At 37.9% G+C, this 14585-nt stretch carries 13 protein-coding genes and 1 pseudogene; all 14 read right to left on the reverse strand.

The window, feature by feature from the left end:
- Positions 1 to 144 precede the first annotated feature (144 nt).
- Positions 145 to 1431 carry a 3-phosphoshikimate 1-carboxyvinyltransferase gene (gene aroA, locus QRN68_RS01120; RefSeq protein WP_285394744.1) on the reverse strand — a complete coding sequence of 429 codons (1287 nt, stop codon included), beginning with the start codon at positions 1429 to 1431 and terminating at the stop codon, positions 145 to 147.
- 65 nt (positions 1432 to 1496) lie between these two features.
- Positions 1497 to 2594: a prephenate dehydrogenase gene (locus tag QRN68_RS01125; protein WP_285394745.1), complete on the reverse strand. Its 1098-nt coding sequence runs from the start codon at positions 2592 to 2594 to the stop codon at positions 1497 to 1499.
- A complete protein-coding gene (hisC, locus tag QRN68_RS01130; protein WP_285394746.1) occupies positions 2591 to 3691 on the reverse strand; it encodes a histidinol-phosphate transaminase in 1101 nt (366 codons plus the stop codon). Before hisC ends, QRN68_RS01125 begins: the two co-directional genes overlap by 4 nt.
- An 18-nt stretch (positions 3692 to 3709) precedes the next feature.
- Entirely contained in the window at positions 3710 to 4078 is a 369-nt protein-coding gene (gene aroH, locus QRN68_RS01135) for a chorismate mutase (RefSeq protein WP_285394747.1), read from the reverse strand.
- Positions 4075 to 5166 carry a 3-dehydroquinate synthase gene (gene aroB, locus QRN68_RS01140; RefSeq protein ID WP_285394748.1) on the reverse strand — a complete coding sequence of 364 codons (1092 nt, stop codon included), beginning with the start codon at positions 5164 to 5166 and terminating at the stop codon, positions 4075 to 4077. The genes aroH and aroB overlap by 4 nt, the downstream gene beginning before the upstream one ends.
- A gap of 3 nt (positions 5167 to 5169) precedes the next feature.
- Complete coding sequence (aroC, locus tag QRN68_RS01145) at positions 5170 to 6351, reverse strand: chorismate synthase (protein ID WP_285394749.1); 1182 nt, start codon at positions 6349 to 6351, stop codon at positions 5170 to 5172.
- A 377-nt stretch (positions 6352 to 6728) separates the two neighbouring features.
- Entirely contained in the window at positions 6729 to 7499 is a 771-nt protein-coding gene (locus QRN68_RS01150) for a CheR family methyltransferase (RefSeq protein WP_285394750.1), read from the reverse strand.
- 84 nt (positions 7500 to 7583) lie between these two features.
- Positions 7584 to 7823: a hypothetical protein gene (locus QRN68_RS01155; protein ID WP_285394751.1), complete on the reverse strand. Its 240-nt coding sequence runs from the start codon at positions 7821 to 7823 to the stop codon at positions 7584 to 7586.
- A 294-nt stretch (positions 7824 to 8117) separates the two neighbouring features.
- Entirely contained in the window at positions 8118 to 9743 is a 1626-nt protein-coding gene (locus QRN68_RS01160; RefSeq protein WP_285394752.1) for a long-chain fatty acid--CoA ligase, read from the reverse strand.
- Positions 9744 to 9973: 230 nt separating this feature from the next.
- On the reverse strand, positions 9974 to 10741 hold the full coding sequence (locus QRN68_RS01165; RefSeq protein ID WP_285394753.1) for a 3-hydroxyacyl-CoA dehydrogenase: 768 nt from the start codon (positions 10739 to 10741) through the stop codon (positions 9974 to 9976).
- Positions 10742 to 10756: 15 nt separating this feature from the next.
- The gene (locus QRN68_RS01170; protein WP_285394754.1) at positions 10757 to 11905 is read right to left on the reverse strand and encodes a thiolase family protein; all 1149 of its coding nucleotides are present in this window, start codon (positions 11903 to 11905) and stop codon (positions 10757 to 10759) included.
- Positions 11906 to 12371: 466 nt separating this feature from the next.
- Positions 12372 to 12497 (reverse strand): annotated as a pseudogene (locus tag QRN68_RS01175) (nucleoside-diphosphate kinase); the annotation flags it as partial.
- Between the two features lie 206 nt (positions 12498 to 12703).
- Positions 12704 to 13459: a hypothetical protein gene (locus QRN68_RS01180; protein ID WP_285394755.1), complete on the reverse strand. Its 756-nt coding sequence runs from the start codon at positions 13457 to 13459 to the stop codon at positions 12704 to 12706.
- Positions 13460 to 13778: 319 nt separating this feature from the next.
- Positions 13779 to 14513, reverse strand: a complete 735-nt coding sequence (locus QRN68_RS01185) for a hypothetical protein (RefSeq protein ID WP_285394756.1) — start codon at positions 14511 to 14513, stop codon at positions 13779 to 13781.
- Positions 14514 to 14585: the final 72 nt, after the last annotated feature.

Raw genomic sequence — 14585 nt, forward strand, 5'->3', positions numbered from 1 at the left:
GCTTTCGCACAGAAAACATTTGTTGCTGTCGCTTCGCTTTCGCACAGAAAACATTGTTGCTGTCGCTTTGCTTTCGCTATAGAAAACATTTGTTGCTGTCGCTTTGCTTTCGCACAGACGAAACCCATTTGCTGGCGTTTCATTTTACTTTACTTCCTCTATATGCTCGAAAAACGGTGGGTAAGACACCGCTATACATTCTGCGTCATCTAAAATTACTGCCCCATCTGTTATTAGTGCTGCAACAGCACCCATCATTCCAATACGATGATCACCATAGGTTTTAAGACTAGCACCTCGTAATGGTGTTGGTCCTTCAATAATCATTCCATCCTCGGTGGCTTCAATATTAGCGCCTAGTTTTTTCAATTCATCCACTACAGCCGTTATCCGGTCTGTTTCCTTTACTTTTAACTCCTCGGCATCCTTAATAATAGTTTTTCCATTTGCCTGCGTTGCTAATAAAGCAAGGATCGGGATTTCATCGATAAGACGAGGAATAATATCTCCCTCGATTGTAGTGCCTTTTAATGCTGACGTTTCAATTGTAATTGTTGCTGTCGGCTCTGATTGACTATCTTCATCCGGAATAAGTGTCATAGATGCACCCATTTTTTGAAGCACTTCGATGATCCCATCTCGTGTTGGGTTAATTCCGACATTTTTTAGCATTATTTTACTATCTTCACAGATAGCTCCTGCAACTAAGAAAAAGGCAGCAGATGAAATATCACCTGGAACAGAAACATGCGTCCCCGTTAGAGTTTGCCCTCCTTTTATTGAAATAACACCATCCACCTCATCAACCTTTGCTCCAAATTGACGAAGCATTCTCTCAGTATGATCTCGAGATACTTCAGTTTCTCGAACAATTGTAGTACCCTCAGCACGTAAACCTGCAAGTAAAATAGCTGACTTCACCTGTGCACTCGCAACAGGCATATGATAATCTATAGCTCGTAATGTTGTACCTTGAATGGCTAATGGCGTGTATTGTCCATCTGCCCTTCCAGTAATGTGTGCACCCATTTGACGTAATGGATCAATCACACGGCGCATTGGTCGCTTTCCAATAGACGCATCCCCTGTCATTACTGAGTGACCATTAGAACCAGCTAAAATCCCTAGCATTAAGCGTGTCGTCGTACCAGAGTTTCCTGTGTATAGTACTTCTGTAGGTTCTTGCCACCCATCTATACCCGGACTGTCGATCGATACATTTGTTCCTTCCACTTCAATTTTAACACCGAGCTTTCGGAAACAATCAATTGTACTTAAACAATCCTCACCTAATAAAAAGCCGTCAACTGTCGTTTTACCCGTTGCAATAGCTCCAAACATAACGGAACGGTGAGAAACAGATTTATCACCAGGAATCGTTAAAGTCCCTTGTAAGGAAGGCTTATCATATTGTAATACTTTTTCACTCATCGTTTTTTCCCTCCAATATGAAGATAGAAAGCGCCGTAATTCCGACGCTTTCTTATGATTTATGACTATGAAATATATGTTTCATAATTTGCACGCTTTTGTATACACGCCGCTGCACGTTCACGGTCACTTTCGCTTTGTAAGCTAATAACAAGAATCCCGAAAACATCTTCACGTGACTCTACGATACGTAAATTGGTAATACTAATCGCTTCGTCTGCAAGCAAGCCTGTCACCTCAGAAATAACCCCTGGATAGTCAGGAACATCAACATATAAGTCAAATGAGGTAAACATCGCTCCTGCACTAATCGGTAATTCATCTCTTAGCTCTTTGGCTACCGCAAAATAATTTTCAATGTCATCTGAACCACCATTTAAAAGCAGCTCCTTCACACGAGTCATTTCATTTTCCCAGCCTTCTAGTTGTGCAATAAGCTCATCACGATTTTGCAATGTAATATCTCGCCATAAAATCGGATTGGACGAGGCAATGCGCGTTACATCACGGAAGCCACCTGCAGCAAGTGAACGTGTCATCGGATATTCCCCATTTTCTCCGCCCAACTGATGCACAAGAGAAGCAGCAACGACATGTGGAAAATGACTAACTACAGCTGTCATATGATCATGCTCACGAGCAGATACACTAACAACTTTTGCATGTGTAAATTTTAATAGACTTTCAAGCTGTGCCATATTCACAATTTCTTCACCAGCGAGTGGCGTTAGCATATAATACGCATTTTCAAAAAGGTGGGCCTTCGCAGCTAATACACCACTTTTATGGGAACCTGCCATTGGATGTCCACCGATAAAAGTAATGCCTAGCTCACGTAATTCCCCCGCCTTTTGCATAATCATTTTTTTTGTACTACCTGTATCTGTTACGATTACCTTATTTTTTAACGGCCATGTTTTTAATTGTTCCATCCATTCAAGTGTTGCGTTGACGGGAGTTCCAAAAATAATGACATCCACGTCGGCTGCAACTTTTTTCGGATCTGTCACAATATCATGAACAATATTTAACGTTTTCGCATGTTCACGTGTTTTTGCATCCATATCATAGCCTGTTATTGTTGTTTCAGGTGCCTTTTGTAATGCTAAGGCAATCGAGCCTCCAATTAGACCTAGCCCAATAACGAGCACTTTACGTGTCATCCAAAAACCCCTTGCTCTTTTAGGACGTTTTCAAGGTGACCAAGCAATGCTTCATTTTGAGCCTCAGTTCCGATGGTCACACGGATAAACCCAGGTAATCCTAACGCATTTCCGCTACGGATTATAAAGCCTCGCTTCATAAGCTCATTGAAAACAACATCGCTATCAGCATTCGTATTAAAGAAAATAAAGTTCGTATCAGAAGGGAAGTATTTTAAATTATATTTTTCACAAAATTCAACATATTGTTTTTTACCTTTTTCATTCGCTTCACGGCAAGCTTTTATAAACTCTTGGTCACTTATAGCAATTGTCGCAACTGCTTGACTTAAAATTGTATTATTAAATGGCGATCTTACGGGATCCAGCTTAGCAATTACTTCTGGTTGCCCTATTGCATAACCAACTCGGAAAGAAGCAAGACCATATGCTTTTGAGAATGTACGCAATAATAGTACATTTGGAAACTCGTCGATTAATGATAGCGTATCTTTGTGACCTGGATGCGTTACGTATTCGATATACGCTTCATCTAATACTACTAGTACGTCACTTGGTACCTTAGCTAAAAATGCACGCAATTCAACATCAGGTATTACAACCCCCGTTGGATTATTTGGACTACAAACCCAAACGATTGATGTATGATCATCAATGGCTGCTAGCATTGCATCTAAGTCATGCGCACCTTCAATACAAGGAACTTTGCGTACCTCTGCACCTTCAATTTCAGCATTGTGCCAGTATTGAGAGAATGATGGGTCTGCCATGACTGTGTTCACACCTGGATACAACAGTGCACGAGTAATAATTGCAATAATATCGTCAGAGCCGTTACCAAAAAGAAGCTGTGTTTCATTGACACCTAGATGATTTGCAACAGCCGTACGTAAATTTTGTGCATAGCCATCTGGATAGATAGCATGATTTGCTGAATTATTTTGTAAATAAGCTGTTATCTTAGGTGAGCACCCAAATGGATTTTCATTAGATGCTAATTTTACGACTTCTTGTAAGCCATATTCACGTTGTACTTCTTCAATTGGTTTACCAGGCTTATATGCTTTCATACCGTCCAATTGTTGTTTCCATTTCATCTCAAACATCTCCTCTAATTATTTAGCTTGGGCTAAATCTGGTCTTAATTTCACTGCATCATTAAGATACAAGTGCTTTACATCTTTTTGTGCCACTTCCACATTCGCATGTATTAATATACGAATACAAAGTGGCAGTGCGTTTGGCACGTCCATTTCATGTGTACACATAACAGGTACATATTGCCACCCGTCCATTAATCGTACGGCACGTGCTGGAAATGCTGACGTAATATCAGGTGTTGTGGATATAAGTATAGAAGCAATATCATCTACCTCCACATTATTTGCTGCTACTACTTCACGTACTAATCTTGCTGTCTCATCCCATACAAACTCTGGCTTGTCAGATTCAATTGTAATTGCTCCTCTAAGTCCACGAATCATACAAGCACCTCCGCTAATAGCTGTCGGAATTCGGCATCTACTTCTTTGCACTCAGCTATATCAATTGGTCGCACAAATGGTTTACTAATTTTTTCTAATAATACAAATTGTAAAATACCATACTCCGCTTTTTTATCTTTCATTAGATACTCTGTTAACTGTTCAAAAGAATATTCTTTCACAGCTTCAAATGGATAGCCATTTTTTAATGCAAATTGCAAAAATGCTGTAGTGAAATTACGATCTAACTCGCCGTATCGTTCACTTAATAATAAGCAATAAACGAGTCCAATCATTACTGCCTCTCCATGTGCTACTTTTCCATACCCAGCAGCCGCTTCAATTGCATGCCCATAAGTATGACCTAAGTTTAAAAATTTTCGCACGGATTGCTCGGTTTCGTCCTCTGCAACTATATGCGCCTTCACTTCTATACCTTTTCCAAGATGCTTTGCTAACTCTTCCGTGCTAAAATGAATAACTGTCTCTTCTGCCATTAATTCCTCTAACCATACTGCATTAGAAATCATCGCATGCTTTATCACTTCCGCTGTTCCCGAACGTACCTCGCGCTCAGGTAAGCTTTCGATAAATACAGTATCATATATTACTCCCTCAGGTTGATAAAACGCACCAATCATATTCTTTCCTAGTGGATGATTAATAGCTGTTTTACCACCTACTGCTGAGTCGTGTGCTAAAATCGTTGTCGGGATTTGAATAAACGGTACCCCACGCATATAAGTGGCTGCAACAAAGCCTGTTAAATCACCTACGGCTCCCCCACCAAATGCAAAAATAAATGATTTACGTGAACATTTTTGTTCAAGTAAAAATGTTTGCGCTGCATTGTATTGTTCGAAGGTTTTACATGCCTCACCACCTGGTAAGACAAAGACTTCAAAATCATAAGGGAAATTAGCCTTGAAATAATCTCCTTGTGCTGCCCATACATTAGCATCCGTAAAAACAATGAGCTTATCAGCTTTTTGTAGCATATTGTCAAATGCTTTTACTGCTTCCGCTAAAAATTTATGCCCAAGTACAACCTCATATTGATGCGATTTCGTCGCTACTTGTACTCGCATAAATTAGAATCCCTTTGTATAACGACGCTGTTCGTCGATTTGAGCTTTTAATTGAGGTAATTGATCACTATGGAATTGTTCCAATATTACATTTGCTATTTCCCAGGCAATAACGTGCTCCGCAACTACTGATGCTGCCGGTACTGCACAGCTATCCGAGCGCTCTACACTAGCTTTAAATGGCTCTTTTGTTTCAATATCAACACTTTGTAACGGTTTATATAATGTAGGGATTGGTTTCATTACACCACGTACGACAATAGGCATTCCAGTAGACATTCCACCTTCTAAACCACCCAGTCGATTTGTTGCACGTGTGTAGCCTTCTTCCTCTGACCAAATGATTTCATCATGTACTTCAGAGCCTTTACGACGTGCCATTTCAAACCCAATTCCAAATTCAACACCTTTAAATGCATTGATAGATAGCATTGCAGCTGCAAGTTTTGAATCTAGTTTTCGATCATAATGAACATATGAACCAACACCAGCTGGCATTCCTTCAACGATCACTTCAACAACGCCACCAATTGAGTCACCCGCTTTTTTCGTTTCATCAATCGCCTCTACCATTTTTGCAGAAGCCTCTGGGTCAACACAATAGCAAGGATCTGCTTCAACAATGGCACGAATTTCATCTGCAGATTTCCCTTCTACTAAAGAAGTATCTGCCTTAATGCCAACAATTTCTGTTACATGTGACACAATTGAAATACCTAATTCATTTAATAGCGCCTTTGCAACAGAACCTACCGCAACACGAACAGTTGTCTCACGCGCTGAAGAACGCTCTAATACATTGCGTAAATCACGGTGTCCATATTTCATGCCACCTACTAAATCCGCATGTCCTGGACGTGGACGTGAAATTTGGCGTTTGATCTCTTCAGGATTCACATCTTCTGCTAATGGCTCTGCTCCCATAATTTTTGTCCAGTGCTTCCAGTCATCATTTGTGACTACGAGTGCTACAGGAGAACCAAGTGTTTGTCCGTGACGAACACCAGCAACTATTTCCACTGTATCTGTTTCGATTTGCATACGACGACCGCGTCCATGTCCTCCTTGGCGTCGTTTTAAATCATGGTTAATTTTTTCTGCTGTAATTGGTAAGAGTGACGGTAAGCCCTCAATAATTGTTGTTAATTGGGGTCCATGTGACTCCCCCGCTGTTAAGTAACGCATAAACGCTTTCTCCCTTCAACTCGCTAAAGTATGTATTTTTCACTATAACATATATTCTCTAAAAAAACAGTCCTTTTGCAAATGTCTTTAAAGTACAGTTTTAATTATTTGCAAATTTCAAACTGTTCCAGCAACTCATAAACTACTAGCACTCGCGGCAAATTCGAATATTCTGAACAATTCGTGTAAAAAAAGATAGTATAAATTTCATTGAACAAACATATTCGCTACACTACTGAAATGAAGTGCTTCTTATAAAAAATACGCTTTTTGCTTATAACAAGCGAAAAGCGTACGATTATCTATATTTGAAGCCTTAAAATATGTACATGACATTCATGTTGTCTACTGTACGATTGCTTTTCTCATATTATTAACTATTTTCGTCTATAGAAGAATGTATCCTCTACTTCATACTCATAACGAGATGGATTAAAGATTTGCTCTGTTGATCCAACAAATAAAATCCCATCCTTGCGCAATGCTTTACTAAAATTCGTATAAATCTGATCCTTAGCTTCTTCAGTAAAATAAATCATGACATTACGGCAGACAATTAAATCATAATTAGCATCATAGTGATCATTAAGTAAATTATGCTTCTTAAAAGTCACACAACGTTTAATCTCATCCTTGACCCTATAGAAAGAACCTTCTTGTTCAAAATACTTTGCTTTAATATCACTCGGCACTTCTGCTAATGAGCGCTCCGGATACAAACCTAACTTCGCCTTTTGAATGACGTTTTCATCCAAATCAGTAGCGATGATTTGGATTTGAGATAATGGTACTAATTGAGATAATACCATTACTAAAGAATAAGGTTCTTCCCCAGTTGAACAAGCAGCACTCCAAATTTTTAAACGCTTATTAGATTGCAGTAATTTCGGAAATATTTTTTTCTGCAATACTTCCCAACGCTTACCATTTCGATAAAATTCGGAAACATTGATCGTCATACGGTCTAAAAACTCATTCATTAAGTCACGATCTTGTTCAAGTGCCTTTAGAAAGTCTACAAAATTACGATAACCTTTCTTCTCATAGAGAGATGTTAATCGTCTTTTCATTTGCGCTTCTTTATATAACGCTAAATCTATTCCTGTTTTGCGCTTTATACCTTCTATAAATTGTTCATAATCAGACATACGGTCATCTTCCCCTCTAGCGTCGTATTTCAATTATAGCGGAAAAGTGCCATTCCTGAAATAGTCTTTCACATGTAATCTACGTTACTTAGTTGAGTTTTGTTTTTCCTCTAATAGTAAAACTTTTGAATGTTCTAATTCTAGGCGCATCTTTTCAGTTTCCATCGTGTATGTTTCTAGTCTGAGCTTTTCTAGCTCTACTTCCTTTTCTATAGCCTTTAATTTAATTTTTTGCTTTCTTGTGTTTGCATCAGTAAAAATACCTGCTAATGCAATTAATACGCCTCCCAAAATTGCAATCGTTGCAATTTCCAATACGTCCACTTCCTTTCATTACTAATGATTATACGGCAAAATGGAAAAAATAGTTTCATTTTTCTATTCATTCTTTCATTAATTTAGCTAAAATATTCCGTTGATTCGGTTGGTTCTAATGCACTTTATGGCACTTTCCATGTATGTGGACTTAGACTGACTCCGCCCCATATACTTTTTTCTTACAAACAATACTTCAAAGCGCCCAGCCGGAACGGAAATCAACCTCTCGTTATGGTAATGATCCAGTTTTTTACGTAAAAAATGAAGGCAGTTAGTCACCACCTTCAAAGATTAAATCTATTAAACCTCAACTCGGTAATCCTTTAGCTCTTCTCGCAATTTTATCTTCATGAATTTTCCTACAGAGGTTTTAGGTACCTCATCTAAAAACACAACATCATCAGGAATCCATGTTTTATGGAATTGCGATCGCAAATCATCTAATAGCTCTGATTTCGTAATAGAATCCTTAAATTCAGGTTTTGGTACAACACATGCAAGAGGTCGTTCAATCCATTTTTCATGCGGGATTGCTATAACTGCGGCCTCAAACACTTTAGGATGTGACATCAAAGCATTTTCAAGCTCCACTGAAGAAATCCATTCTCCACCGCTTTTAATTAAATCCTTTGTACGATCTGTTATTTTTATATAACCATCTTCTGTCACTACCGCAATATCTCCCGTGTAGAGCCAGCCATCTTTAAAGGCGTCTGTAGTTCGCTCATCATTGTAGTATTCTCCAGCAATCCATGGGCCCCTAATTGTTAATTCGCCCATTGTTTTGCCATCCCAAGGTACTTCCCCATTTTCATTGACCACCCGTGTTTCAATGAGCGGCACCGTTAGCCCCTGTGTAATACGAACATCCATTTTCTCATCGTTTGTATAATCTTGCATATGCGTTAAATACGTAGATAGGCTTACAAGTGGCGATGTCTCGGTCATACCAAAGCCCGTAATATAAGGAATTTTATGCTCCTCCTCAAAGCCTCGAACTAGACCAAGCGGTGATGCCGAACCACCACATACAATCAAACGTAAAGAGGATAAATCACGAGGATTTTTACGCTGCTCCTGTAGTACACCAAGCCAAATTGTAGGTACTCCTGCTGTCAGTGTTACCTTATATGTTTCAAATAAATCCAGTAGTAACTGTGGTGTAAACATTGGTCCTGGTAGCACCTGTGTAGCACCAAATAATACACCAGCAAACGGAAACCCCCACGCATTCGCATGGAACATTGGTACGACAGGTAGTACAACATCTGCCTCGCTTATACCAACACCCTCGGATAGTCCCGCTACCATACTATGAAGGACAATACTACGATGAGTATACACTACACCCTTTGGCATTCCTGTAGTCGCACTTGTGTAGCACATACCGGCAGGTGTATTTTCATCTAGATCCTCTGGAAATTTAAAATCATCATTTGCCTCTGCAAGTAATGCCTCATAAGAAAGAGCATTCGGTAATGGGATGTTTTCTAGCGCGATATCATCTCCCATTACGATATAATGCTTTACTGATTTAAGCTGCGAAACGATCGGTGCTATAAGTGGAACTAAATTATCATCAATTAGTAATATTTCATCTTCTGCATGATTAATGACATAAGCAATATGCTCAGGCGATAATCGAATATTAATCATATGCAATACAGCTCCTGCGCAAGGAACTGCAAAATATGCTTCTAAATGGCGGTGATGATTCCAAGCAAAGGTACCAACCTTCATACCTCGCTCCATTCCCAACTTTGTAAGGGCATCTGCTAATTTACGAGTCCGTTTTACATATTCTTTATAGGTAATCTCATGAATTGTTGTAGGGCTTGTCCGCGAATAAATTTTTTTCGCATGGAAAAATCGTTCTGCTCGATCCAAAAAACTTGTTAATAATAAAGGTGTATCCATCATATGCATAAAAACGCTCCCCTTTGTTCTTAAAAATTTTTTAATCGTCCAAGGTTAACTACTGCTACCAACAAATACATACGAAACAAAATATGCTGATAAACCTAATCTTTTGGTCCGCTATCCGCAAATATCTTTCTACTTCTAGCAATAAAAAACAGATTAAAGAAGATGGGTTTCAGCGTTCATTCATCCACTAAGCTCTGAGCAAGCTGAGTAGAGCACCTTCTGGTTATCCCCTATTTTGGTTGCATTCTGATTGCGCCGTCTAAACGGATTACTTCGCCATTTAATAAACCATTTTGAATAATGCTTTCGACCAATAGTGCATATTCAGATGGTTTCCCAAGTCGTTTAGGAAACGGAGTCATTGTGCCAAGTGCTGTTCTTGCCGGCTCTGGTAACGATGCAAACATTGGTGTTTCTACTAACCCTGGTGCAATAGTCATAACACGTACACCAATTTCAGCTAGCTCTCGTGCAATTGGCAAAGTCATCGCTGCCACACCACCCTTTGATGCACTATATGCAGCTTGCCCTATTTGCCCATCAAACGCCGCTACAGATGCAGTATTAATAATAACCCCACGCTGACCATCCTCGTTTGGTTCATTATTTTGCATCTTCTCAGCTGCTAGGCGAATAACATTGAAAGTACCAATTAAATTGACTGAGATCACCTTTTCAAACATATCAAGGGCATGTAGACCACGCTTTGAAATTACTTTACTTGCATCAGCAATTCCTGCACAATTTACTGTGACATTAATGGACCCGAATGTTGCTACAGCTTGCGCAAGCCCTGCCGCTACATCAGCTTCTTTTGTGACATCAACACGTGCATATAGGACATTCTCCCCTAACTCCTCTACTAATGCATGTCCTCGCTCGTCATTAAGATCAAAAATTACTGCTTTGCCGCCCTCTGCAACAATTTTTCGAACAGTCGCCTCTCCTAAACCAGACGCTCCACCTGTTACAACCGCTATCACTTCATGACACTTCATCAAACACAACCCCTTTTACATTTTTTCAATAATAGTGGCATTCGCCATCCCCATACCTTCACATATAGCAAGTAATCCATAGCGTAAATTTTCTCGCTCCATCCGATACAGCATCGTTGTTAACAATTTTGTACCCGTCGCTGCTAATGGATGCCCTAAAGCAATTGCTCCACCATCTGGATTTAATTTATTTGAATCTGCACCAATCTCACGCAACCAGACAATTGGTACAGGCGCAAAAGCTTCGTTCACTTCATACGTATCAATTTCTTCTATCGTAAGACCTGAGCGTTCTAGCGCTTGCCTAGTTGCCTCAATTGGACCCGTTAGCATTAACGTCGGATCTGAGCCAACGACCACTCTAGTAATAATTTTAGCAAGCGGCCGTATGCCCAGCTCCTGTGCCTTTTCTAAAGACATAACAACTACAGCAGAAGCACCATCACTCATTTGACTTGCGTTTCCAGCTGTTATTACACCATCTTCCTGGAAGACAGTTTTTAGTCCATTTAATTTATCAACTGTCGTTTCAGCACGAGGTCCCTCATCAACAGAAAACATTGTAACTGAGCCGTCTTCTTGCATAACTTGGACAGGTAGTATTTCCTGTTTAAAATGATTCGCTTCAATAGCAGCTAATGCTCGTCTATGACTATTGTAAGCATAGTTATTTAGCTGTTCCTTTGATAAGTTCCATTTTTCCGCTATTTTCTCAGCTGATAACCCTTGATGTATAATTGTATAGTTTTCTTGTAACCTTTTACCTTCATGGGCACCCTTCATGTTAGAACCCATCGGCACCCTCGTCATGCTTTCAACCCCACCCGCTATGACAATATCCATATCGCCTGCTAAAATGGCCTGTGCTGCAAAATGTACAGCCTGCTGACTTGAACCACATTGTCGATCAATTGTCACACCTGGTACAGTCTCTGGAAAGCCTGCCATTAACAATGATGTACGAGCTATATTTGCTCCCTGCTCAGCCGTTTGCGTCACACAGCCAAAAATAACATCCTCCACTTGTGCCTTTTCAATCCCAGCTCGATGGACAACCTCTTGCAATACATCTGCAGCTAAATCGTCAGCACGAACATTGCTTAACGCCCCTTTACTCCTGCCAACTGCTGTACGAACAGCCGCTACAATCACCACTTCTCTCATTTTAAAAACCCCTTTGCACTGTCAATTCTCTCATTTCCTATCATCCAATGTATTTAGATGTTATGAAATATATTCTTGATTATTAAGCTAATCAATTATGCCTCGGCATAATTGCGTCCGGAATCGGCGCTTTAATTTCTTTCAGCCGGTGTTTGGACATCTGCTGAAAAGTAGCTTACATCCAGATTCATATGCTGAAAGAAGTTAAAAAACTTTAATTATCAGAATATTATATCTTTTATTTTACATTACTAAGAAGTATTTAACAATTCTATATGTATCTAGAAAATTCTATCCACTGTTTTAATAGGTCTATTCTTTAGTTCTAGGCTTTTATCCGTCGCTTTAATAAAGCAACCGTCACTCCATTTTAGAGCACTAAAAAAAGCAACCTCAAATTGAATTGAGATTGCTTAATGTATTTACAAAATCAATTACGCCAAGGCATAATTGCTGCTGAAAGAAATTAAACTAAATCTTCACCGAAGAATAAGCCGATTTCGCGCTCAGCAGAAGCAAGTGAGTCAGAACCGTGAATGATGTTGTGAGAAACAGTTGTTGCATAGTCACCACGGATTGTACCTGGGTTACTACCAAGAAAATAGACTTTAACTATTGTCTACGAAATCACTAATATCAAGGGTTCTCTAAAATAAACGAAAATAACTAAAATATAACCAAATTTTTACCTTCTATAAATAGTAAATATACATTACTTATAGCTAAGTTAGCAAGTTTTAAATTAGACGATAGCCCTCAGACCTACTTACATTCGTTCACTTAAAATAATGATTTTATTCAATACGAAAATACAAATTTATTTATAATCCCTATCTTGTCAAAATCACTGAGTATTATTTCTCCATGAATCGAACTACGTGGAAGTTTAATTACTTTTTCTTCATATGCCATTGAAAGCCTCGTATCCTTAATTCCTTCGATTTCGCCCAATACTACTTCAATAGTATCAGGTGTAAGTTCATCATATATTAATTTTTCAGGAATATTACCGTTAATAATAAATATATCCCGTTCATGCTTTACATATTTTAAGACAAAATAATACGATTTATCATTTTTCACCTCAAGCTCAAATGCTAAATCATTTACAGCAAATTGCACCATTAAATCAGTTGATTTTAAAAAGTACCATACAACATCTAATAACTCTATACATCGCTCATATGAAGGTGGTTTTTCGTCATTATGTTCTATACCATTTCTAATTGTTAACAAACGCTTCATTAAAAACGGTCTAATAACGCCAAAAATTTCTAGTATCTCCATATAGCCCTTAGGTTTATTATTTATCTCTACAAACTTAAAACCATAAATTTCTTCAATTAACTTTAATCGATGATTCAAAGCTCTTTTCAAATTGGTTATCCCATCAGCTAAGTGAAATTCCGTTTCATTGTTCTCGATAAGGTTCTTTGCATGCTCCCAAATTCGAAATGCTCTTTCACCCTTCTCTTTTTCAAGAACTGTACTACTTTCACTATAGCTTTCCCAATTAAGTATTTCATTACTAATCCATTTACGCTGTTTGAACACTAATTCACCACCTCAAAATTTTTTCATATTATCTATGTACGTCTTCTTTGAGATACACACTATACTAATTTGCCACAGCGTGGTCACGCCTATATGAAGCAACCTATGATAAAAATGACTTGAGCGTAATCTTACTAGACTATGTAAATGCATGATTTTACATTCTTAGTGCGACAAAAAAGAGAGCTAATATAGCCCTCCTTTCATGTAACATCATGGTTATTTTACGTTTTTCTCCACAAGGGAGTATGACATATTTACGAACTTGGTTCAAAGACCTTACTTATTTCATTGTATATCAATTAGTTGTTAAATAATATTAATTAGTGCACCTTTTAAAAAATAAAGTAATTACATAATTAACATACACAGATAATGAGAAAGCAAGGACAATCAAATCTGTATTAAAAACAGTTTCAAAATATTTAGTTGAATTTTTCATTGAAAGATTATCATTATTAAGCCAAGCAATTGTTACAAAAATAGTCATTATTCCATAAATTTTTTCTGCGTATGTAGAAGATAAAATTTTTTTTATTTGAATACTAGATAGTACCAAATATTCACTTGTAAAAAAATTTAAAAAATAATTATTTAGAGTAGACGAACATCTAAATAATATCCCCGAAGTAATTAACATTCCAATAAACGCTATCATCAAAAAAAATAAAGTATAACGAACTTCTAATAAACCATTAAACACAGCCATCTCCTTAAAAATTTCCATAATCACTCCACATACTAAAATCCATAAATAGCTACTACTAAAACTTATTCCGAGCTGAGCAATAATATTCAAAATCACTGAAAAACGATATCCTACAGTCGTTAAAGTCATACTTTTATGCAACACACCTAAAATTATTGTAAACACTAAAGAAAAAATTATTGCTCCCCAATATACAATATAAAAATCCAAAATAGATTCACTATCACCTCCTACTAAATAACTTATCAGAGGGAAAGTTCCTCCAAAAAACATAATGAAAATTAAATAATATAAAAATAATTTAACAATATTCAAAATAAATTTTTCATCATCAATCTTATTCATCAAATCATCTCTAATCCCTTTTTATTTCCGAATTAAATTCGTGTAGCTGTAGCAGGTGACGCTCTGTTCAAA

Origin of the sequence: Lysinibacillus sp. fls2-241-R2A-57 (genome assembly GCF_030209535.1) — a bacterium.
Lineage (GTDB): Bacteria > Bacillota > Bacilli > Bacillales_A > Planococcaceae > Lysinibacillus.

What these genes read in the sequence shown, in the direction of transcription:
- aroA (WP_285394744.1), bottom strand. Translation starts at nt 1,431, where the DNA reads ATGAGTGAAAAAGTATTACAATATGATAAGCCTTCCTTACAAGGGACT.
- QRN68_RS01125 (WP_285394745.1), bottom strand. Translation starts at nt 2,594, where the DNA reads ATGACACGTAAAGTGCTCGTTATTGGGCTAGGTCTAATTGGAGGCTCG.
- hisC (WP_285394746.1), bottom strand. Translation starts at nt 3,691, where the DNA reads ATGAAATGGAAACAACAATTGGACGGTATGAAAGCATATAAGCCTGGT.
- aroH (WP_285394747.1), bottom strand. Translation starts at nt 4,078, where the DNA reads ATGATTCGTGGACTTAGAGGAGCAATTACAATTGAATCTGACAAGCCA.
- aroB (WP_285394748.1), bottom strand. Translation starts at nt 5,166, where the DNA reads ATGCGAGTACAAGTAGCGACGAAATCGCATCAATATGAGGTTGTACTT.
- aroC (WP_285394749.1), bottom strand. Translation starts at nt 6,351, where the DNA reads ATGCGTTACTTAACAGCGGGGGAGTCACATGGACCCCAATTAACAACA.
- QRN68_RS01150 (WP_285394750.1), bottom strand. Translation starts at nt 7,499, where the DNA reads ATGTCTGATTATGAACAATTTATAGAAGGTATAAAGCGCAAAACAGGA.
- QRN68_RS01160 (WP_285394752.1), bottom strand. Translation starts at nt 9,743, where the DNA reads ATGCATATGATGGATACACCTTTATTATTAACAAGTTTTTTGGATCGA.
- QRN68_RS01165 (WP_285394753.1), bottom strand. Translation starts at nt 10,741, where the DNA reads ATGAAGTGTCATGAAGTGATAGCGGTTGTAACAGGTGGAGCGTCTGGT.
- QRN68_RS01170 (WP_285394754.1), bottom strand. Translation starts at nt 11,905, where the DNA reads ATGAGAGAAGTGGTGATTGTAGCGGCTGTTCGTACAGCAGTTGGCAGG.
- QRN68_RS01185 (WP_285394756.1), bottom strand. Translation starts at nt 14,513, where the DNA reads ATGAATAAGATTGATGATGAAAAATTTATTTTGAATATTGTTAAATTA.